We start from the raw sequence: 20186 nt of genomic DNA on the forward strand, positions 1-20186 counted from the left end.
CCGGCTGCGCGTCGGTCGGTTCTGCGTCGGCGGTCGCATCCGCATCGGCATCGGCATCGGCATCGGCCTCGGCCTCGGCCTCGGCGGCTGCCGCCGCCGCCTTCTCGGCGTCGAACGCGGCGAAGAAACGGTCGGCCTCGAGGTCGGCCTCGGTCTTGACGTAGTTCTCCCAGGGACGGTCATCGGTCTCGGGGGCGTAGAGATCCTCGTCGGTGAGGTCGTCGTCGGTCTGCACCGGGACCGACTCGGCAGCGGCGGGCTCAGCGCCGGCGTCGGCGCCGCCGGAGTCGGCTCCGCCGGAGTCGGGTTCCTCGCCGTCGGCCTCGCCCGCGTCGGGACTCTCATCATCGTCACCGGCCTCGGTGCCCGGGATGATGTCGATCACGCCCGTGCTCGCGACGGCGAACGACGCGGTGTGCGGGTGCGACGGCGCGCCGGGGTCGTCGACGTGCTGCTCGTCGGGGAGCTCGGCATCCGTCTCCGCGGCGATCCACGCGGCGCCGTCGGGAGCGGCCGAGGGGAGACCGACGGCCGGCTCGTCCGGCCCGACGGCCGGCTCGTCCGGCTCGTCCGGCCCGCCGGCCGGCTCGTCGGCCGCGAGGACGGCACCGGCCGCCTCGACCGCTCCGCCGCCGCCGGCCGCCGCCTCTTCCGGAGACGCCTCGGCCGAGGCATCCGGAACCGTCTCCTCGGACGCGAGCACCGTGATCGGCCCGGACTCGAGGGCCGGGATGACATCGCCTGGCCCGCCGGCCGCGCTCGCATGCAGCCGCGTGCCGTTGACCAGGTCGAGGAACACCTCCTCGAGGGCGGGGCCGCGCTTCTGCAGGGACGACAGCGGCACGCCGGCCGCAGCCGCGGCGAGACCGACCGCGGTTGGTTCGATCCCGCGCACGGTGAGGCCGGACCGCAGCACCTCGAACGGGATCTGCGACGCCCGCAGCGCTTCGGCGAGCGCCGCGCGGTCGGGGGAGTCGACGACGGTCGCCTGCTCGGACGGGTCGACGAGCTCGTCGAGCCCGCCCTGGAAGACGAGCCGACCGCGCGAGATGATCAGCAGCGCGTCGACCGTCTGCTGCACCTCGGTGAGCAGATGCGACGACACCAGAACCGTGCGCCCCTCGCGCGCGAGCTGACGGAGGAACCCGCGGATCCACTTGATGCCTTCGGGGTCGAGCCCGTTGGTGGGCTCGTCGAGCACGAGAACGCCGGGGTCTCCGAGCAGGGCGTAGGCGAGTCCCAGCCGCTGGCGCATGCCGAGCGAGTAGCCGCCCACTTTGCGACCTGCGGCGTCTGCCAGGCCCACGAGCCCCAGCACCTCGTCGACACGGGACCGCGGGATCTTCGCCGCCTGGGCGTACACGGTCAGGTGCGCGGCCGCGGTGCGGCCGGGATGGAAGCTGGATGCCTCGAGCACGGCGCCCACGGTCTGCAGCGGGTTCGCCAGCCGGGCGTAGTGCGCACCGCCGATCGTCGCGTCGCCGGAGGTGGGGCGCACGAGGCCGAGGAGGATGCGCAGAGAGGTCGTCTTGCCGGCGCCGTTGGGGCCGAGGAATCCGGTGACGAGACCCGGATCGACACGTGCTGAGAAGTCCGAGACGGCGGTGACGGCGCCGAAGCGCTTGGTCATGCCGGAGAATTCCAGCACCTGTCCTTCGGGCATGCCGAACCCTCTCGTCGTCGGGAGCACTTCTCCATATCCTGTCGGAAAGTGCTCGCCCGCGCGCGGAAATCTGCCCGGCGGAGCGCGGGATGCCGCACAGAGCGACTCCGCCCGGGCCGTCTCGGCCCCGGTAGCCTTGCGACCGTGACCGTCGACACCGAGCCCACCGTCCTCGTCCGCGCCCGTGGCGGTCTCGGGCGCCTCACCCTCAACCGCCCGCGCGCGATCAACGCCCTCGACCTGGACATGATCCATCGACTGCACGCGGCGCTCGACGACTGGGAGCACGACACCGAAGTCGACGTCGTGCTCATCGACGGTGCCGGCGAGCGCGGGCTGTGCGCGGGTGGCGACGTACGCGGGCTCGCGGAGCGCGTGACCAGCGGGCGTGCCGACGATTCGGCGGTGTTCTTCCGCGACGAGTACGCCCTCAACGCCCGCATCGCGGAGTATCCGAAGCCGATCGTCGCCCTCGCCGACGGCATCACGATGGGCGGCGGCATCGGGGTCGCAGGGCACGCCGCGATCCGCATCGTGACCGAGCGGTCCCAGCTGGCCATGCCGGAGACCCGTATCGGCTTCACACCCGATGTCGGCGGCACCTGGCTCCTCGCCCATGCTCCGGGCCGGCTCGGCGAGTACTTCGGGCTCACGAGTGCGGTGATGGATGCCTCGGACGCGATCTACGCCGGATTCGCCGACCACTTCGTGCCGGCCGCGAGCCTCGACGGGCTGCGGGACGCGCTGGAGACGCGCGCCGATCCGTCGAGCCCCACCGAGCTGGTGCTGCTCTTCGACGAGACCCCGCCCCCCTCGAAGCTCGAGCGCGCCCGGGAGTGGATCGACGACGCGTTCGCCGGCGAGACGGTTCCCGACATCATCGAGCGACTGCGCGCACGGCCCGAGCCCGAGGCGACCGTCACCGCCGACCTGCTCGGCGAGCTCGCGCCTACGGGGCTCGCGGTCACGCTTGCGTCGGTGCGACGCTCGCGCGAGCTCGCCGGGCTCCGCGAGGCGCTCGAGCAGGAGTACGGGCTCGTGATGTGGTTCGCGACCTCGCAGCCCGACCTCGCCGAGGGCATCCGCGCGCAGGTCATCGACAAGGACAAGTCGCCGAAGTGGCAGCCGGCCACCCTCGCCGAGCTGGCTCCGGACGTGGCGGAGACGGCCCTCGCGCACCGCCCCGACGTGCCGCTCTGGGGCTGACGGGGGCACGGTGTTCGACAGCCCGCTCTCCGCCTCGGCGTACGAGGTCCTCGGGGTCGACCCGAAGGCCTCGGAGGACGATCTGCGCAAGGCGTACCGGCTGCGGCTGCGGCAGACCCACCCCGACACCGGTGGCGATGCGGCCCTGTTCGTGCAGGTGCAGCGCGCGTGGGAGCTTGTCGGCACGGCCGATGCGCGCGCGGCGTACGACCGCGGCCACGGGTTCGGCGACGCCCCGGCTCCCGAGTGGTCGGGGTGGCGGGCGCCGGCGCCGCGCACCGACACGCGCCCCCGGGCCCGCTCGTACGGGCATCCCGGCGGATGGCGCCGTGAGCGCTACCTGACGCTGATCCGCGAGTGGGCCGGGCGCGGCGTGGCGCTCGAGGATCCGTACGACCCGGCGCTCGTGCGCTCGGCGCCGCAGCAGCTCCGCCGGCTGCTGGCCGACGCGCTCGCCGAGGAGGCCACGGCGCGCGTCATCGCCGACCTGGGCATGGGGTACACGGTGTGGCACGACGTGGCGCCGGCGGTGCGCGCCGGGGGATGGGGAGCGGCCTCGTCGTCCGCCCCCGCCGATCCGGACGCGAAGATCGACCACATCGTCCTCGGCCCGAGCGGTCTCTACGCGATCCTCTCGGAGGACTTCGGCGGTCCGATTCGGCTGCGCCGCGGCGAGCTCATCGGCGACGGCGTCGAGGGAGCGCCGATCGCCGCGCTCATCGCGCGCATGCGCGGCATCGCCCGCGCGGCCGGCGTGCGGTTCAGCGGTGCGATCGTCGTGCTGCCCGACGACGACGTGCTGCAGGTGATCGACGAGATCGGCAAGGTGCGGGGCACGCCCGTCGCCGTCGTGGCACGAAGCGCGCTGTCGACCGTCCTGCGCCGCGGGATCACCGGGGTGCGGGCGATCGGCGGCAACGAGGTCTTCGACGTGCGCAGCCGGCTGCAGCAGGCCGTCCGCTTCGCGTGACGCCGGTCAGTCGGTGATGCCGAACAGCTCCAGCGGGTGGGTCAGGCGCCACCACGCGCTCGGACCCTCGAGGTCGTCGTCGAGCCGAAGCTCGACCGTGGCGGAATCGAGCGGCCCGTCCACGGACAGGCTGCCGACGACGTCGCCCTTCGCGCGCTCGTCGCCCAGGTCGAAGGTCGTGGTCACCGCGCCCGCGCCGCCGTTCCACAGCACGACCGAGGCGTCATCGGCGGTGACGACGTCGACGGACTCGCCCCACGCCGTGTCGACCGTGCCGGCGAGGGTGGCGGCCGTGACCGACGGCCTGCGCTGGAGCTCCTGCTCGAGCTGCGTGTAGAGCGCGCGGGACGCTGCGAGCCGCGCATCGTCGTCGGGCTGACCGAGCACCGACGCGAAGAGACGCACGGGCGTCTCGCCGATGGTGACGTCCTTGGCCGACAGCAGGTTCCAGGAGTCGAGCGTTCCGGTCTTGATGCCGACGACGCCCGGATCGGCGAGCAGCTCGTTGGTGTTCTCGACGAGCCCTGCGCCGGGCAGCTCGGTCGACTTCTTCGCGACGATCTCGGCGATCACCGGGTGCGCCATCGCCTTCTGGGCGAGCACGAGGAGAGCCTCGGGGGTGGCGCTGTTGCCCGGATCGATGCCCGTCGGCTCGACGATCGTGACACCGGGCACGCCATGCGCGGTGAGCCAGCTCATCGCCGCGTCGGCGAACACCGCATCCGAGGGGAAGAGGTCGCCGGCGAGGCGGTCGGCGTAGTTGTTCGCCGATCCGATCAGCATGCCCTCGAGCATCTGGTACTCGGTGAGCGTGCCGCCGACGGGCACGTCCAGTGCGGACTCGTTACTCGAGAGGTAGTCCCAGTAGGCGAGGGAGTCCCCGTACCCGAAGCCGTATTCCGGACCCTGCTCGCCCGGGGCGAGCGGCAGCCGGTCGAGGACGACGAGGGCGGTCACGACCTTGGTGATGCTGGCGATGGACCGCGCGTCGGCGGCGGATGCCGCGACCCCGGTCACGCCGCCGACCGACACAGCCGCGCTTCCGGCGGCCGGCCACGGCATCGCGGCGGCCGGCGCCGCGATCGGCTCCACCTGAGCGGCGGTGACGGCGGGGGCGACGGCATGGAGCGGCCACAGCAGGGTCGTCGCGGCGTAGAGCCCCGTGACGCCGGCGATGAGGAGCGTCGGGACGATCACGCCCGGTCGCAGCGGCGAACGCCGGGGCGCGTCGGCGAGGAGGTCCGGCTCGACGGGGATGTAGGGCGACGCGGCCGTCGCGAGATCCGCCGGCGGCCGCGGGAGCGCCACCGCCTTCTCATCGACCCAGGCGAGCGCGACGTGCTCGGCGACCTCGTCGGGGCGCGTGGCGCGCGGGATGTCGCCGAGAGGGGTCGTGGTGGCGGTGTCGCTGCTCTCGGTCCCCGGCGCCGCGATCGAGCCGGGGCCTGCGCTCGCGGCTGTCCCAGCGTCGAGCGTCAGCACCCCGTCGCGCGGTGCCGGGTCGTCGGCGACGATCGGGAACGCGCCCGTCACCCGTCGCGCGCGGCGCGTCGGGGTGGGGGCGTCATCCAGGGTCACCCGCTCAAGATACCCCGGCCGGCAGGCGTATACTCGTCCGCACAACCACGGGAGTCCGGTGAGCCGGGCTGAGAGGAAGCGACCCACGCTTCGACCGTCGAACCTGATCCGGATCATGCCGGCGCAGGGAGGAGAACACATGCACGCGTCCACGTCCGTTCCCGAGACCACGCAGGCACCCGCGTCGCCGCCGGCGAGCCCGTATCGCTGGCGGGTCGTCGACATCGTCGTCGCCAGCGTCATCGGCGTCGCATCCGGCCTCGTCTTCCTGCTGTGGAACGTCGCGTACCGCGGTCCGAGCGCGCTGCTCGAGCCGCTCTGGCCCGGCCTGCAGGGGCTGCTCGACGGTCCGTGGCTGTTCGCGGGCGTTCTCGGTGCGCTGATCATCCGCAAGCCGGGTGCCGCGGTCTTCACCGAGGTCGTCGCGGCCGCCGTCTCGGCCCTCACGCTCATCGGCAACACGTGGGGCGCCTTCCTCACGCTCGAGGCGGGCCTCATCCAGGGGCTGGGTGCCGAGCTGATCTTCCTGCTCTTCTTCTACCGTCGGTGGTCGCTGCCGGTCGCCATCCTCGCGGGCGTGGGCGCGGCCCTCGCCGGCGGGGTCAACAACCTGCTGCTCTGGTACGCCGGCGCCGACTTCTGGTTCGTGGTGGTGTATCTCGTGAGCACGTCCCTCTCGGGTGCCGTGATCGCCGGGGCGCTGTCGTGGCTGCTCGCGCGCGGCCTCGCCAGGACCGGCGCGCTCGACCGCTTCGCGTCGGGCCGCGAAGCGCGCGCCCGCGTCTGAGCGCGTGCCCGAGGTGACGTCCGGACCCGCGGCCGTCGAGGCGCGGGGCTGGGGCTGGCGCCACGCCTCGCGCAACGCCTGGGCGGTGACGGATGCCTCGTTCCGCATCGAGCCGGGCGAGCGGGTGCTCCTGCTCGGGGCGTCCGGCTCGGGCAAGTCGACGCTGCTGCACGGGCTGGCGGGCGTGCTGGGCGGGGAGGACGACGGCGAGCAGTCCGGCAGCCTGCTCGTCGACGGTCTTCCCGCGGCCCGGCAGCGCGGGCGGGCGGGACTCGTGCTTCAGGACCCCGACGCCCAGGTGATCCTGGCCCGCGTGGGCGACGACGTGGCGTTCGGCTGCGAGAACCTCGGCATCCCGCGCGATCGGATCTGGCCGCGCGTGCGCTCGGCGCTCGACGCGGTCGGGCTCGACGTGCCGCTCGACCGGCCGACGAAGGCGCTGTCGGGCGGTCAGAAGCAGAGGCTCGCCCTCGCGGGGCTGCTCGCGATGCGCCCCGGCCTGGTGCTGCTGGACGAGCCGACGGCGAACCTCGATCCTGCGGGCGTCGCCGAGGTGCGGGATGCCGTCACCCGGCTCCTCGACACCCATCCGGCGACGCTCGTCGTCGTCGAGCACCGGGTCGACGTGTGGCTGCCCGTCGTGTCGCGCGTGATCGTGCTGGGTGAGGACGGCGTCCTCGCCGACGGCGCGCCGGCCGAGGTGCTCGGCCGCGACGGCGCGTCGCTGGCTGCCCGGGGCGTCTGGGTTCCCGGCATCCCGCCCCTGCACCCCCCCGCGCCGCGGAACCCGCCCGGCGAGGCCCTCCTGACCGCCGCTGGGCTCGCCGTGCAGCGCGTGGCCGGGCACCCCGTCGCGTCGGGCATCGGCGTCGAGGTGCGTGCCGGGTCCGCGCTCGCCATCACCGGACCCAACGGCGCGGGCAAGTCCACGCTCGGCCTCACGCTCGCCGGGCTGCTGGCACCGGCATCCGGCGCCCTCGTCGCGACCCCCGCGCTCGCCGACGGCGCCGCGCGCGAGCCGATCCGCTGGGCGTCGCGGGAGCTGCTCACGCGGATCGGCACGGTGTTCCAGGATCCGGAGCACCAGCTGCTCGCCAAGACCGTGCGCGGCGAGCTCGAGGTCGGGCCGCGAGCCCTCGGCCTTCCGGACGACGAGACGGCGCGGCGCGTCGACGAGCTGCTCGAGCGGCTGCGGCTCAGCCCCCTCGCCCTCGCGAACCCGTACACGCTGTCGGGCGGCGAGAAGCGGCGGCTGACCGTCGCCGCGGCCCTCGCGACGGCTCCGCGGGTCCTCGTGCTCGACGAGCCCACATTCGGGCAGGACGCGCGCACGTGGGCCGAGCTGGTGGCGCTCCTCGCACGCCTGCGCGACGACGGATCGGCCATTGTCGCGATCACGCACGACCTGGACGTGGTCGAGGCGCTCCACGCCGCACGGCTCGAGCTGGGAGAGGCGCCGTGACCCTCCTCGAAGCGCACGCGCGCACCGGGCGGATGTCGCGGGTCAACCCCGTCGCGAAGCTCGGGGCGGCCGCGCTCATCACGATCCCGCTCGTGCTCACCCTCGACGTCGTCTCGGCGACCGTGGCCCTCGTGCTCGAACTGCTGCTCATGCCGCTGGCGGGTCTCGGCCGGCGTGAGTTCTGGGCGCGCACGTGGATCGTGTGGGCGCTCGCACCGCTCACCGGGCTGACGATCGCGCTCTACGGACGCACCAGCGGCGAGGTGTACGTCGACTGGCTGTTCGTGCGGGTCAGCGAGGGCTCGCTCGTGCTGGCGCTCGCGACGACGATCCGGGTGCTCGCGATCGCGCTGCCGTCGGTCGTGCTGTTCGCCACCGTCGATCCGACCGACCTCGCGGACGGGCTCGGCCAGGTGCTCCGCCTGCCGGCCCGGTTCGTCCTCGGCGCGCTCGCCGGCCTTCGCATGGTCGGGCTGTTCCTCGACGACTGGCGGGCGCTGGAGCTCGCGCGGCGTGCGCGCGGGGTCGCCGACCGCGGCCGCATCCGGCGGTTCCTCGGCATGGCCTTCGCGCTGCTCGTGCTGTCGATCCGCCGCGGGACCAAGCTCGCGACGGCGATGGAGGCGCGCGGCTTCGGCGCGGCCGGTCCCCGCACGTGGGCGCGCGAGTCGCCCTTCGGCGCAGCGGAGTGGGCGCTTATGGGCGTCGGCCTCGTCATCGCGCTCATCGCGACCGGCGCGGCGCTCGTCGCCGGCACGTGGAACTTCATCCTCGGCCCCGGCGCCTGACCCGGGTTCGCAGCGCCGAGGGCTGCACTTTCCTGCGAGTGCGCCGGCGGGCGACGCAGCGGTCGCAGGAAAGCGCAGCGGGCGAGGCCCGCGCCGGCGGGCGACGCAACGGTCGCAGGAAAGCGCAGCGGGCGTAGTGCGCGCCGGCGGTCAGCCCGCGGCGACCAGGCGCTGGTACGCCGGCTGCATCGCCGGGAAGTACGCGCCCCACGCGATGGACGAGGCATCCCGCCCCTTGTGCACCGCCACCAGCCGGTCGAGGTAGTACTCCCAGCCCGGTCCGATCGAGCCGACGTCCTCGCCCGGATTCAGGCGCTGCCCGAAGACGAGCAGCGTCGCCTCGCCCTTCTCGACGAGCTCGAACCACAGGTGCCACGACCCGGTCGCGGCGGACGTGTCACCGGCGAAGCGCCGCGGCGGGTCGCACTCGAGGATCGTGTACTCCTCGGGAGGCGCCTCCTCGCCCTCGGCCGTCATGAAGAACGCGACGCGACCGGACTTCGGGTCGCCCTCCCAGCGTCCGATCCAGCGCTCGAGCCGCGCCGAGTCGGTGAGCTCGCGCCACACCTCGGTGGCGCGAGCCGGGAACGTGCGAGTGAGGACGAGGTGGGGGTGGCCGTCGATGTCGGTGACGGTCCCGGTGATGTCGGTGCGGTCGGTCATGTCGCGTTCCAGAGCTCCCGGTAGTACGAGAGGCGCTCGCGGTCGGGTTCGACGCCGTACGCCTCGATGAGGGCGTCCTCCCATCCCGGTCCATAGTTCCACTCCGTGCTCATCGACGCCACGGCGATGTCGCCCCAGCGATCGCCGACGCCCAGGAGGCCGAGGTCGACGTGCGCGAGCCACCGCCCGTCGTCGCCGAGCAGGGTGTTCGGGCAGCAGGCATCCGCGTGGCAGACGACGAGCAGGTCGATCGGCGGCGGCTCGCGCAGGGCGTCGGGCAGCCGGATGCCACGGCTCGCCGCGTTCGCGATACGCGACGGCACCGACCAGTCGAAGGGGCACTCCGCGACCGGCAGCGCCTCGTGGAGCGCACGCAGGCCCTCGCCGACCGCGCGGACGGCCGTGGCCGGCTCCGCGATCCAGCGCGGGGCGACGGCGCTCTCGCCGGGGAGCGCGCGCGTCACCAGCCACTCCTCGGCGTCGTCGGCGCCCGCTTCGAGGACGTGCGGCACGCGGATCCACCGCCCGGCCCACTCCAGGCGCACGGTCTCGCCGGCCATCGACGACTCGGCGTTGAGCGGTCCGTGCTTGATGTAGCGCTCGTCGTTCGTGCGGAAGGTGACGCCGCCGTAGTCGTTGCGCCACACCGGCGTGAGGGACGCGCCACGGGCGAGGTCGCGCACCCGCTCGGGCACGCTGACGGCGTCGGCCGGGATGGACATCGGTTCAGAGACCCAGCTCGTCGAGCAGGACGACCGCGTGATTGCGGTCGGGATCCTGGGCTCCGTAGAGCAGCGTCGAGACCGGGTGCCGCGCCAGTTCGGCCCGCAGCGCGTCGAGCGCGGGATTCTCGGCGAGCTCGGCCCGATACGACCGCTCGAACTCGTCCCACGGCAGGCCGTCGCGATGGAACGCCTGCCGCAGGCCGGTGGAGGGCGCGACCTCCTTCGCCCACGCCTGGACGGCGGCGCGCTCCTTGGACACGCCGCGCGGCCAGAGCCGGTCCACCAGCACCCGGAACCCGTCGCCGGGGGAAGGATCGTCGTAGACCCGCTTCAGCTGCACCGCCATGCGACCATGATGCCGCCCCGGTAGCCTGGGTCGTGGCATCCGCGGCGGAGGTGAAACTCAGTCCCGCGTAGAGTGGGATGCAATGTCTCGGCAGTTCGAAGGAGAACGCATGGACCTCACCGGTGCCTCCGCCCTCGTCACCGGCGGCGCGAGCGGCCTCGGCCTCGCCACGGCACGACGCCTCGCCGCGTCCGGCGCGACCGTGACCATCCTCGACCTCCCCGGGTCTGCGGGAGCGGATGCCGCGGCCGAGCTCGGCGGATCGTTCGCCGCCGCCGACGTCACCGACCCGGGCCAGGTCGCCGCCGCGGTCGAGCAGGCCGCCTCCGCCGGCCCGCTGCGCGTCGTCGTGAACTGCGCGGGCATCGCCCCGCCGGCGAAGGTGCTCGACCGGGAGGGCGCGCCGACGCCGCTCGAGGGGTTCGAGCGCATCATCCGGGTGAATCTCATCGGCACCTACAACGTGCTCTCGCAGGCATCCGCCGTCATGGCCCGCACCGATCCCACCGCCGACGGCGACCGCGGCGTCATCGTCAACACGGCGAGCGTCGCCGCGTTCGACGGCCAGATCGGCCAGCCCGCGTACGCAGCGAGCAAGGGCGGGGTGCACGCGATGACGCTGCCGGTAGCGCGCGAGCTCGCGCGCTACGGCATCCGTGTCGTCACGATCGCCCCCGGCATCATGGAGACCCCGATGCTCATGGGCCTGCCCCAGGAGGCGCAGGACTCGCTCGGCCGGCAGGTGCCGTACCCGCAGCGCCTCGGCAGGCCCGACGAGTACGCGCGCCTCGTCGCGGCGATCGTCGACAACGGCTACCTCAACGGCGAGACCATCCGCCTCGACGGCGCCATCCGCATGGCGCCCAAGTAAGGACTGCGCATGAGCGATTCGATCCTCCTCCACGTCGAAGGCGGCCTCGCCCGCGTGACGTTCAACCGGCCCGCCTACCTCAACGCGATGGACTTCGAGATGGGCGGGCGCTGGCGCGACATCGCCCGTGAGGTGACGGGCGACCCCGCCGTCGGCGCGGTGATCCTCGACGCCGCCGGCCCCGCGTTCTGCGCGGGCGGCGACGTGGTCGCGATGGCGACCTCGGGCGCCGGCGGAGAAGCCGTCACCGCGACCGCGCACGTCATCCACGAGGGCATCCGCACGTTCGCGCTGTCGGACAAGCCCATCGTGGCCGCGGTGCAGGGCGCGGTCGCGGGCGGCGGCCTCGGCCTCATGCTCGCCGCCGACTACATCGTCGCCGCGGAGTCGGCGAAGTTCGTCAGCAAGTACGCCAACATCGGCCTGACGCCCGACCTCGGCGTCTCGACGCTGCTGCCCGCGGCGATCGGCCAGCGCCGCGCACTGCAGCTGCTGCTCCAGGACCGCACGCTTTCGGCCGCCGAGGCGCTCGACTGGGGCCTCGTGGCCGAGGTCGTGCCCGCCGCGGAGGTGCCCGCGCGTGCGGACGAGATCGCCGACTTCTGGCTCTCCAACGCCACGGCCGCCTTCGGCCAGGCCAAGCGGCTGGTGCGCGTCGGTGCTGACCGCTCGTTCGCCGATAACCTCGACGATGAGGCCGCCTCCATCGGGGCCCGTTTCGACACCCCCGAGTCGCAGATGCGCGTCGCCGCGTTCGCCGCCGCGTCGCGCAAGGCCCCACCCAAGGAGAATGCATGACCCCCTCGCCGATCTCAGGACGCACCCTCGCCGGAAAGACGATCCTGATGTCGGGCGGGAGCCGCGGCATCGGCCTCGCGATCGCGCTGCGCGCGGCTCGCGAAGGCGCCAACATCGCGCTGCTCGCCAAGACGGACAGCCCCCACCCGAAGCTCGAGGGCACCGTCCACTCGGCGGCGGAGCAGATCCGCGCGGCGGGCGGCCGTGCGCTGCCCATCGTGGGTGACGTCCGCAACGACGACGACGTGACCGAGGCGGTGCTCAAGACGCAGGGCGAGTTCGGCGGCATCGACATCGTCGTCAACAACGCGAGCGTCATCGACCTCTCGCGGTCGCTCGACCTCGCGGCGAAGAAGTACGACCTCATGCAGGACGTCAACGTGCGGGGCACGTTCATGCTGAGCCGCGCCGCGGTGCCCATCCTGAAGGATGCCGAGAACCCGCACATCCTGTCGCTCTCGCCGCCCCTCAACCTCTCGCCCAAGTGGCTCGGGGCGCACACCGGGTACACGCTCGCCAAATACGGCATGACGATGACGACGCTCGGCCTCGCGGCCGAGTTCGCGAAGGCCGGCATCGCCGCCAACACCCTCTGGCCTGCGACGACCATCGCCACCGCCGCCGTGCAGTTCGCCCTGGGAGGCGACGCGATGATGAAGGTCAGCCGCACCCCCGAGGTGTACGCGGATGCCGCGTATGAGGTCTTCCTGAAGCCGGCGGCCGAGTACACCGGTCAGACCCTCATCGTCGAGGATGTGCTCCGCGACGCGGGCGTCACCGACTTCTCGGGCTACGCCGCCGTGCCGGGCACCCCCGACGACCAGCTGTTCCCCGACATCTTCCTCGACTGACGTCGGGGTCGTCCTTCCTCGCGGCGTGCGCCGCGCGTAGGGTGAGGCCATGGAGGTCCGCAGCCTCTTCCCGATCCTGTCGACGCGCGATCTGCCGCGCCTCGTGAGCTTCTACGAGCACGCCCTGCACGCGCGGGTCGGCTACCGGTTCGGCAGCGCCGACGAAGACGACTACGTGTCGCTCAGCATCGGGGCGGCTTCGCTCGGCATCGGCCGCGATCCGGCGGCTCCCGGAGCGGCGGCAGGCGACCGCGTGGCGCTGTGGTTCTACGTCGACGACGTCGACGCCGTGTTCGCGCGGTGGATGGCGGCGGGCGGCGACGTCGTAGCCGCCCCCGCCGACATGCCGTGGGGCGAGCGGGCGGCTCAGGTGCGCGATCCCGACGGCACTCTCGTCAACCTCGGGGCCGCGGCATCCGCCTCGCCCGATTGAGGACCGCGACCCGCACGCCCGGCCTCCGCGTCACTTGATCCCGAAGGAGAACGTGAAGGACGTGCCGTCGGCAAGGTTCACGCGGTAGGTGTACTGCTGCCCGCCCTTGAGGCTCGCCGAGCCGATCGATCCCGCCCACAGCCCCGTCAGCGGCACATAGACGGGCGTGATCGTCGGCAGCAGGACCGGCAGTTCGTTGACGGCCGGGCCCTTCTTGGGGAGTGGCGCCGCCGACACCTGGGTGACGCTCGTCACGGACCCCTTCGCCGTGACGAGGCGGCCGAACCCGTCGCACAGGCGGAAGACCACCGGCACCGCGGAGATGCGCGCGAAGACGCTGCTCCCGTCGGGGTTCACCGGCTGCAGCACGACCCGGCTGCCGGAGCGGCACGCCGGCGAGGGGGCGATCACCGTGTACGACGCGGACGCCGACGCGCTGTTGCCGGCGACGTCGGTCGCGCGGCACACGAGCGTCTTCGCGCCTGCGGACGCGGTGTCGGGGGCGTCGCACGATTGCTCGGCGACGCCCGAGCCCGTGTCGGCCGCACCCGAGACGGCGGTGGCCGCTCCGCCGAGGGCGACGGGGTTCGGGCTGACCACAGGGGAGAGCTGCGGCGCGGTGGCGTCGACCCGGACGAGGAGCGCGGTGGTGGCGGTGGCGCCGAGCACATCCCGCACCGTCCCCGAGACCTCCACCCCCTCGTCGGACGTGTCCGCCGCGACCGTCACCGGCTGTGGGCACTCGTCGATCGCCTCATCGCCGGGCATGCACGTGAAGGTCACGGTGACGGCGGTGCGGCTCCACTCGCCTTCGACGTAGGCGCCTGCGGCGTTCACGGCGGAGGCGACGATCGTCGGCGGCTCCGGTGGGCGCGGCTCGGTGAGGACGAGCACCGACGCGCGTGCGGCGTGACCGTCGATGCGGCCGTCGTTGGGGACGGCGACGACTTCGACGACATCGCCCGGCGCCACGCGTCCGGCGAGCTCGAGGGTCGGCCCGGTGACGGGGAGTCCGCCGCCGTTGACGAACCACTGGTACGCCAGCGCGACGTCGTCGCCGTCGGGGTCGGTGCCCGCGGCGGTCGCGGTGAGTGTCGACGACGGCCAGACCCCCGCGGTGTCGGACGCGAGGGTGACGGATGCCGCGGGCGCGGTGTTCGCCACGGCTGCGGTGAGCGGGAAGGACGTCCGCCCGCAGGCAGCACCGCGGCAGACGACGAGCTCCACGGTGAAAGCGCCGGCTCCGGCGACCACGTGGTCGACGACCGCGCGCGTCACCCCATCCGGGCCGGTGACGACCGCCACCGGCCCGGAGGCGACCGGCCCGCCGCCGTCGTCAGCGTCGCTCGTCATCGCGAACGACGCGTTGAGGCGCTCGCCGGGCGTGGCGTCACCGATCACGAACGCGCGCGTGAGCCGCTCGCCGGGGCGAACGTCGGCGCCCTCGGTCGACCCCTCGATCGCCGGGGCGGCGGCGCCGGCGGTGTCGAGGTGCCCGCGCGCCGACTCGGTCGCCACGTTGCCCGCCGCGTCGAGGACCTGCACGATCCACCGCACCGGCGTCGTGACCTGCGTGTCCGCCTCCCAGAAGGCGCCTTGCGCTCCGCTCTTCGGCGTCAGCGCGAAGCGCTGCCACGACGCCGACCCCTCCGGCTGCACCAGGACCTGTGCCCGGGTGACGCTGCTTCCCGTGCCGTCGGCGAACACGCGGAACACCGAACCTCCGGCGCGCGGCGGCTCGACCGAGCGGATCAGCGGGGCGACCCTCTCGGATGGCGTGCCGTCGGGCAGACTGACCGGCGCGTAGATCACGTCCATGCCCATGGAGGTGAAGCGCTCGATGGTCCCGTCGCCTGTCGCGGGGATCTCCACTCGTCCCGGCGTGACCACGAGGAGGTCGACGGGACCGGAGGGCGTCTGCTGCGATGTCACCGTCGCGAACGTCGAGGGGAACGCGGACCCGCCGCGCGCGGGCGCAGGCTCGGGCACGCCGATGCCGGGCTGCGCGACGGCGGGGGACACGGGCCCGCTGCGCTCCGACGTGAGGGCGGTGAGGAGGACGCCGCGCGCCGCCGTACCGGAGGGCGCCGTGCCGAGCCGCGACACGACCCGCGGGAGCACCGGCTGGCCCGCCACGGCGAGCGGCTGCTGGTCGTCCGCGGTCAGGTAGGCGACCTCCCGCCCGGAGGCGTCGGTCGCGGTCTGCGTCTCGAAGGCGGGGGTCAGGCTCAGACCCGCCGCCGACAGCCCGCCGCCGATGTCGGCCACGGGGGTCAGCCCGTCGGGGATCGCGGGCAGCGGCACGGCGCGGCGCTCGCCGGAGAACGCGTACATCGGGAGGCCGTAGTACACCGCCTCCATGAGCACCTTCTCGTCGTAGCCCGAGTACAGCCCGAGCCCGCCGAGGTAGGACTGCTTGGCATATGCGAGTGCGCCGCCCGCCGAGACGCCCGTGCCGTCCACCTCGGTGCCGATCCACGATGCGTACTCGCCGAGCAGGCGCTCTCCGAGAGCCGTCGTCACGTTGTTGGCGAGCCCGAACCCGGTGTTGCCCACGAAACCGCCCGCCGACGCGAAGACGTCGGCCCAGTCCGGGGTGTCGCCGTAGTACGAGCCGGGCAGGTTGCCGCCGGCGTGGCATCCGATCATGAACACGAGCGAGCCCTCGAGCTGCGGGGCGCCGACGTGCTCCGAGGCGCGCATGAGGTCGGCGTCGGCGAACCGGCTTTCGGCGGCTCCCGGCACTCCGGGCAGCATGCGCGTCTCGTCGGCGTGGGTGTTGACCGACACGACGCGCGGGCTCTCACCGGCGCTCGGGAACAGGACGCCCTCCACGTCCGCCTTCGTCCACGGCTCGGTGAGGGAGGTGTCGGACGCCGAGCGCCACGACAGCTTCTCGGTGACGAGCGCGGGCAGCTCGGCCCACGCTCCGTAGCCGCCCGTGAGGGTGGAGTCGGCGTCCAGCATCCCGTCGGCGGCGACGAAGCGGTCGACGGCGGCCACGATCTGCGCCGGCGTCTCGACCAGCCGGCCGAGGCCCACCGTGGGCACGTACAGGTGGCCGCCGAGCGATGCGTACGCGTCGGCCAGGCCGTAGGGGTCGTCGGTGAGGATGTGATTGGTCGCCGCCGCGGCCGACAGCGGCGTCGCGCAGGGGTCGACCGCTCCCTCGGCGACCGCGTCGGGACAGGCCGCGCCGTCGGGCGCCTGAGCGAGGCGGAGGGATGCCGCGTGGCTGGCCTCGTTGAACTGCGCGGTGTGCTGGGCGACCGGCGCCAGGGGGATGACGTCGTCGCCGCCGACCATCACCACCGAGGTGATGTGGTCGCGCTCGTCGCCGAGGCGGGCCGAGACGAAGGCGTTGATCGCGCCGGTCAGCGCGCGGCGGGCCGACATCGAGCACGGGTTGGCGTCGAGCGACGCCCGCGCCGCCTGCACGCCCGGATCGGCGTCCACCGAGAGGACGGCGCCGTCCACCGCACCGCCGCCCGCCTCGCCCGAACCCGTGAGGGAGGCGAGCGCCGCACGCACCTGCGCGGCACCGGCAGCGCCGTGGATGTCGCCGAACCGGCGGGTGTCCATGACGTAGACCGTGTTCGTCGTGGCGGTCACGGGGTCGCTCGCACCGGTCACGCCCGGGTCGTCGGTCTGGGGAGGAGCCCACGCGCCGCAGACCTGCTCGCGCGGTTCGGGCACGTAGCGCGCCCGCAGCGAGTAGAGCGACGAGCTCGCCTTTCCGTTGCCGCTCGTGACACGCAGGAGCATCTGCTCGCCGGGCGGGACCTCGGCTGAGGCCGCCTCGATCTCGGCGCTGCCGTCACCTCCGACGACCGCCTGATCGACGAGCGTGTGCCCGACCAGCGGGGCACCGGCGTCGCCGCCCGCCTCGGCGGGAGCGCCGACGTCGCCCGTCTGCTCGGTGACGGGCGTGCCCGGTAGCGGGCCGGCCCCTTCGACACCCAGCGGTGCGACGGGCGCCGAGGGCGAGAAGAGCGAGAGGGCGATCTGACCGTCCGCGGCGTTGGTCGAGATGACCAGGCGCTCGCCGGGGGCGGGGGGATCGACGAGGAAGTAGTCCTCGTCGAGCGCGGGGCCTTCGATGCGGTTGCCGTCGTCGTCGAGGGCCCGGTAGGCGGGCGAGATCCACTCGTAGTAGATGCGGCCCTCCTGCAGCGCCTCGCGCTGGCGCGCGGGGTCGTCCCAGTCATCGCCGACGCGGTTGTTCGCCGGGTCGTCGAGCGTGGCGATGTCGAAGACGGCGTAGAGGCGGTCCGTCGCGGTCAGTCCGCCGCTCGCGAGCGTCGCATCGGCGAACAGGTTGCCGGGCTGGGAGCTCGCCGTGTACCAGACCTCGAGCTCGATGGAGGTGCCGCCGGCGGCGTCGTCGAGCGGCATGCGCACGAGATTGCCGTCGACCTGCACGGCGCCGCCGTAGAGGTCGCGCGTCCACTGGAGCTCCGGGCCCGAGGCGCTTGCGAAGTACTGGTTCGACGGCGCGGTGCCCGCAGGGAGGGCGATCGACGCGGTGGGAGCCGTGAAAGCAGTGGGCTCGCCGGGGCCGGGGTCGAACGTGAAGTGGAACTGCGCATTCGTCCCGCAGCGCTTCGAGCCGTCGCATCCGTAGCCCGGAGCGTCGCGCAGCGACGCGTTGGGGTCGATCGACGTCGGCTCGATCTGCTCCCACGGGTAGCTGGCCGCATCGAGCACCGAGAACAGCAGCGTTCCGAACGTCACGCCCGCCGGCGCGCCCGCGGCGAGGTCGGCGACCGTCGCCTCGGGGCGCAGCGCCCCCGCGCTGCCCGCGAGGGTCCCGGTGACCTCGCCGGAGAAGAGCGCCGCGCGGCTCTCGGGCGTGAGAGCCGAGACCTCCAGCGCGCCCAGCGCCGTGCCGGCGAGGAACAGCCGGGACATCGGCAGGGTGTCCAGGAGCGTCTGCGCGACGGGCAGAGCCGACAGGTCGACCCCTTCGACACCCGACCGGCCGACGTCGAGTCCGGCGGCGTCGAGGTCGGCGAGCACCGTCTCGGCCGTCACCTGCACGTCGAGGCCCTGTGCTTCGACGACGTCCTGCCACCGCGCCACGGCCGCAGCCGGATCGCCGAGCGGGACGCCGGCGAGGGGGATCCGGCCGACCGGGGCCGCCCCGAGGAGTATCGAGGCGAGCGCCAGCGAGTCGATGCCGCTGTCGGACAGGTCCACGTCGCTCAGCGTGAGCGACTGGATGCGCTCGGCAGCGACGCGCTCGGCGTCCGTCGCGGTCGAGCCGTCGGCGAGTGTCTCCGCAGCCCACGTCAGCACGTCCGACAGCGTCACGCTCTGCACGAGCTCGCCCGCGAACGGCGTGCCGGCGAGCAGCTCGGGCCAGCCGCCGGGGATGTCGAGCCGGTAGATGGGCAGGCGGTAGATCGGAAGCCGATAGATCGGCGAGTCCTCGATCAGCAGCCGGTAGATGGGCAGGCGGTAGATCGGGAGCCGGTAGATCGGGAGCCGGTAGATCGGCAGCCGGTAGATCGGCGCGTCGGCCAGGGCGGCCGCATAGCCCTGCAACCCCGAGACCGGGATCTGCGCGATGTCGACGACGGTCATGTAGCCGACGTTCACCAGCTCGCCGAGCGTGCTCGTGACGGCGAGGCCCTCGTGCGTGTGGGTGTCGACGGCGACGATGGCGGAGTCGGCGTCCGGCGCGAGCGCCGACGGGCCGGTGAAGGCGACCGTGCGCCCGGAGGCCGACAGCTCGGCGTCGGATCCGGTCGCGATGTCGACGAAGTCGCCGGCGGCGCTGTGACTGCAGCGTCCGGCGGTGGTGGCCGCCGCCCAGTCGGGCAGCGCGGTGCGCACCACCGGCTCGGGGAGCGCCGGCGCGATGCCGGCGAACGAGAAGCGCGGCCGGGTCGTCTGCCACGCGACGGTGCTGCCGTCGGCCGAGACCTCGGGCGAGGCGATCGTGCCTCCCGAGCGGAACTCCACGAGGTTCGTGGCCAGCGCGACGGTGTACGTGTCGGCGAGGTCGAAGGTCGAGGCGATGATGGTGTCGTTGCCCGAGCAGGCGCCGTCGGCGATGAAGACGACGACCTCGCCGTTGCCGTTGATCGCCGGCTCGTGCGCGTCGGCGGCGAGCACCGTCGCGGTGGCACCGGCGTCGGACCGCGCGCCGCGGTAGACGTCCTCCACCGGCGAGGACGGATCGTCGAGGCCGGTCTTCGCCGTGAACGCGAGGTGTGCGCCGTTGCCGCTGATGACGATGTCGGTCATGCCCGCGCCGACACCGCCGCCCGGGACGATGCGCGTCACGGCGACGTCGCCGCGAACGCCGTCGTCGTTCCCATCCAGGTCGGCCACGAACCCGTCGGCCACGCCGTTGTCGTCGCCCGGCACGAGGTTCGGCGCGTCCGACACGAACACGGCGTACCGGCCGTCATCGCTCAGATCGAGGGCCGTCGCGTCGCCGAGGGGCTCGACGCCTCCCGTCTCGACCCGCACGGTCGTTCCGAGCAGCGTGTCGCGGACGAAGACGTGGGTGAAGTCCGCCGGTGCGTGGTCGCCCGCGGTGAGGTTGCCGGCCGAGCTCAGGAACGCGACGTAGCGACCGTCGGCGCTCACGACGGGGTCGGTGCTCGGCCCGTCCGCGGGATCCTGGGACAGCGACCCGTCGGGCGCGCTCACGAGCACCGGCTCGCCCGAGAACGGGTCGGCGCTGCCCTGGGTCGCGGTCGCGAGGAAGACGTCGGAGACCCCGTTGCCGTCGCCGTCGACCAAGTCGGCGGCCGTCGACGCGAACGCGACGCGCTGGCCGTCGGGAGTCAGAGAGGGCTGGACGGATGCCGCGGCGCCGGTCTGCGAGACGAGGAACGTCTCGGGCTCGCCCGGCGCAGCAGCGGCGGCCGCGGGTGCGGGCGCGATGGCCGGCAGCGCGACCAGGCCCGAGAGGACGAGGACCGCGGCGACCCCCGCGGCTGTGCCTCGGCGCCGGCGTGAGGGCTCCACGGAAGGCAGGTCTGCGTACGACATCGCGCTCGTTCCCCGAATCGGACATCGCGCACCGCCG

The 20186-nt window shown here is 73.6% G+C and carries 15 protein-coding genes and 1 riboswitch; of the genes, 9 read left to right on the forward strand and 6 right to left on the reverse strand.

The window, feature by feature from the left end; translation table 11 throughout:
* On the reverse strand, positions 1–1663 hold a 1663-nt coding region (locus tag OB08_RS12190), incomplete at its 3' end, for an ABC transporter ATP-binding protein (protein WP_461475079.1).
* 144 nt (positions 1664–1807) lie between these two features.
* On the opposite strand from OB08_RS12190, the gene OB08_RS12195 reads away from it, so the two are divergent.
* Positions 1808–2869, forward strand: coding sequence for an enoyl-CoA hydratase/isomerase family protein (locus OB08_RS12195; RefSeq protein ID WP_461475081.1), 1062 nt, complete (start codon positions 1808–1810; stop codon positions 2867–2869).
* A 10-nt stretch (positions 2870–2879) separates the two neighbouring features.
* Positions 2880–3839 (forward strand): J domain-containing protein, encoded by a 960-nt coding sequence (locus tag OB08_RS12200; protein WP_461475083.1) that lies wholly within the window; start codon positions 2880–2882, stop codon positions 3837–3839.
* A 6-nt stretch (positions 3840–3845) separates the two neighbouring features.
* On the opposite strand, the gene OB08_RS12205 is transcribed toward OB08_RS12200, so the two are convergent.
* A complete protein-coding gene (locus OB08_RS12205; protein ID WP_461475085.1) occupies positions 3846–5417 on the reverse strand; it encodes a D-alanyl-D-alanine carboxypeptidase family protein in 1572 nt (523 codons plus the stop codon).
* A 37-nt stretch (positions 5418–5454) separates the two neighbouring features.
* A riboswitch (TPP riboswitch) is annotated at positions 5455–5564 on the forward strand.
* On the opposite strand from OB08_RS12205, the gene OB08_RS12210 reads away from it, so the two are divergent.
* The 3 genes from OB08_RS12210 (at position 5557) to OB08_RS12220 (ending at position 8454) form a co-directional block, all read left to right on the forward strand.
* On the forward strand, positions 5557–6204 hold the full coding sequence (locus OB08_RS12210) for an ECF transporter S component (RefSeq protein ID WP_461475086.1): 648 nt from the start codon (positions 5557–5559) through the stop codon (positions 6202–6204). It overlaps the preceding riboswitch by 8 nt.
* 4 nt (positions 6205–6208) lie before the next feature.
* Positions 6209–7666, forward strand: coding sequence for an ABC transporter ATP-binding protein (locus tag OB08_RS12215; protein WP_461475088.1), 1458 nt, complete (start codon positions 6209–6211; stop codon positions 7664–7666).
* The gene (locus OB08_RS12220) at positions 7663–8454 is read left to right on the forward strand and encodes an energy-coupling factor transporter transmembrane component T family protein (RefSeq protein ID WP_461475090.1); all 792 of its coding nucleotides are present in this window, start codon (positions 7663–7665) and stop codon (positions 8452–8454) included. Before OB08_RS12215 ends, OB08_RS12220 begins: the two co-directional genes overlap by 4 nt.
* Before the next feature lie 150 nt (positions 8455–8604).
* On the opposite strand, the gene OB08_RS12225 is transcribed toward OB08_RS12220, so the two are convergent.
* The 3 genes from OB08_RS12225 to OB08_RS12235 are packed head-to-tail and all read right to left on the reverse strand — an operon-like array spanning position 8605 to position 10188.
* Positions 8605–9117: an SRPBCC domain-containing protein gene (locus tag OB08_RS12225; protein ID WP_461475092.1), complete on the reverse strand. Its 513-nt coding sequence runs from the start codon at positions 9115–9117 to the stop codon at positions 8605–8607.
* On the reverse strand, positions 9114–9839 hold the full coding sequence (locus OB08_RS12230) for a phosphotransferase (RefSeq protein WP_461475094.1): 726 nt from the start codon (positions 9837–9839) through the stop codon (positions 9114–9116). Before OB08_RS12230 ends, OB08_RS12225 begins: the two co-directional genes overlap by 4 nt.
* Before the next feature lie 4 nt (positions 9840–9843).
* On the reverse strand, positions 9844–10188 hold the full coding sequence (locus OB08_RS12235) for a DUF488 domain-containing protein (RefSeq protein ID WP_461475096.1): 345 nt from the start codon (positions 10186–10188) through the stop codon (positions 9844–9846).
* 109 nt (positions 10189–10297) lie between these two features.
* Between OB08_RS12235 and OB08_RS12240 the strand changes: the two genes are divergently transcribed.
* From OB08_RS12240 to OB08_RS12255, 4 genes are read left to right on the forward strand one after another with little or no spacing between them, the layout of a single operon-like run.
* Complete coding sequence (locus tag OB08_RS12240) at positions 10298–11059, forward strand: SDR family NAD(P)-dependent oxidoreductase (protein WP_461475098.1); 762 nt, start codon at positions 10298–10300, stop codon at positions 11057–11059.
* Positions 11060–11068: 9 nt separating this feature from the next.
* Positions 11069–11857 carry an enoyl-CoA hydratase/isomerase family protein gene (locus OB08_RS12245; RefSeq protein WP_461475100.1) on the forward strand — a complete coding sequence of 263 codons (789 nt, stop codon included), beginning with the start codon at positions 11069–11071 and terminating at the stop codon, positions 11855–11857.
* Complete coding sequence (locus OB08_RS12250; protein WP_461475102.1) at positions 11854–12708, forward strand: SDR family oxidoreductase; 855 nt, start codon at positions 11854–11856, stop codon at positions 12706–12708. Before OB08_RS12245 ends, OB08_RS12250 begins: the two co-directional genes overlap by 4 nt.
* Positions 12709–12757: 49 nt before the next feature.
* Positions 12758–13141 carry a VOC family protein gene (locus OB08_RS12255; protein WP_461475104.1) on the forward strand — a complete coding sequence of 128 codons (384 nt, stop codon included), beginning with the start codon at positions 12758–12760 and terminating at the stop codon, positions 13139–13141.
* Positions 13142–13171: 30 nt separating this feature from the next.
* Here the strand turns inward: OB08_RS12255 and OB08_RS12260 are convergent, their stop codons facing one another.
* Positions 13172–20149, reverse strand: coding sequence for a hypothetical protein (locus OB08_RS12260; RefSeq protein WP_461475106.1), 6978 nt, complete (start codon positions 20147–20149; stop codon positions 13172–13174).
* Between the last annotated feature and the right edge of the window lie 37 nt (positions 20150–20186).

Source organism: Microbacterium sp. HJ5, from assembly GCF_054824025.1.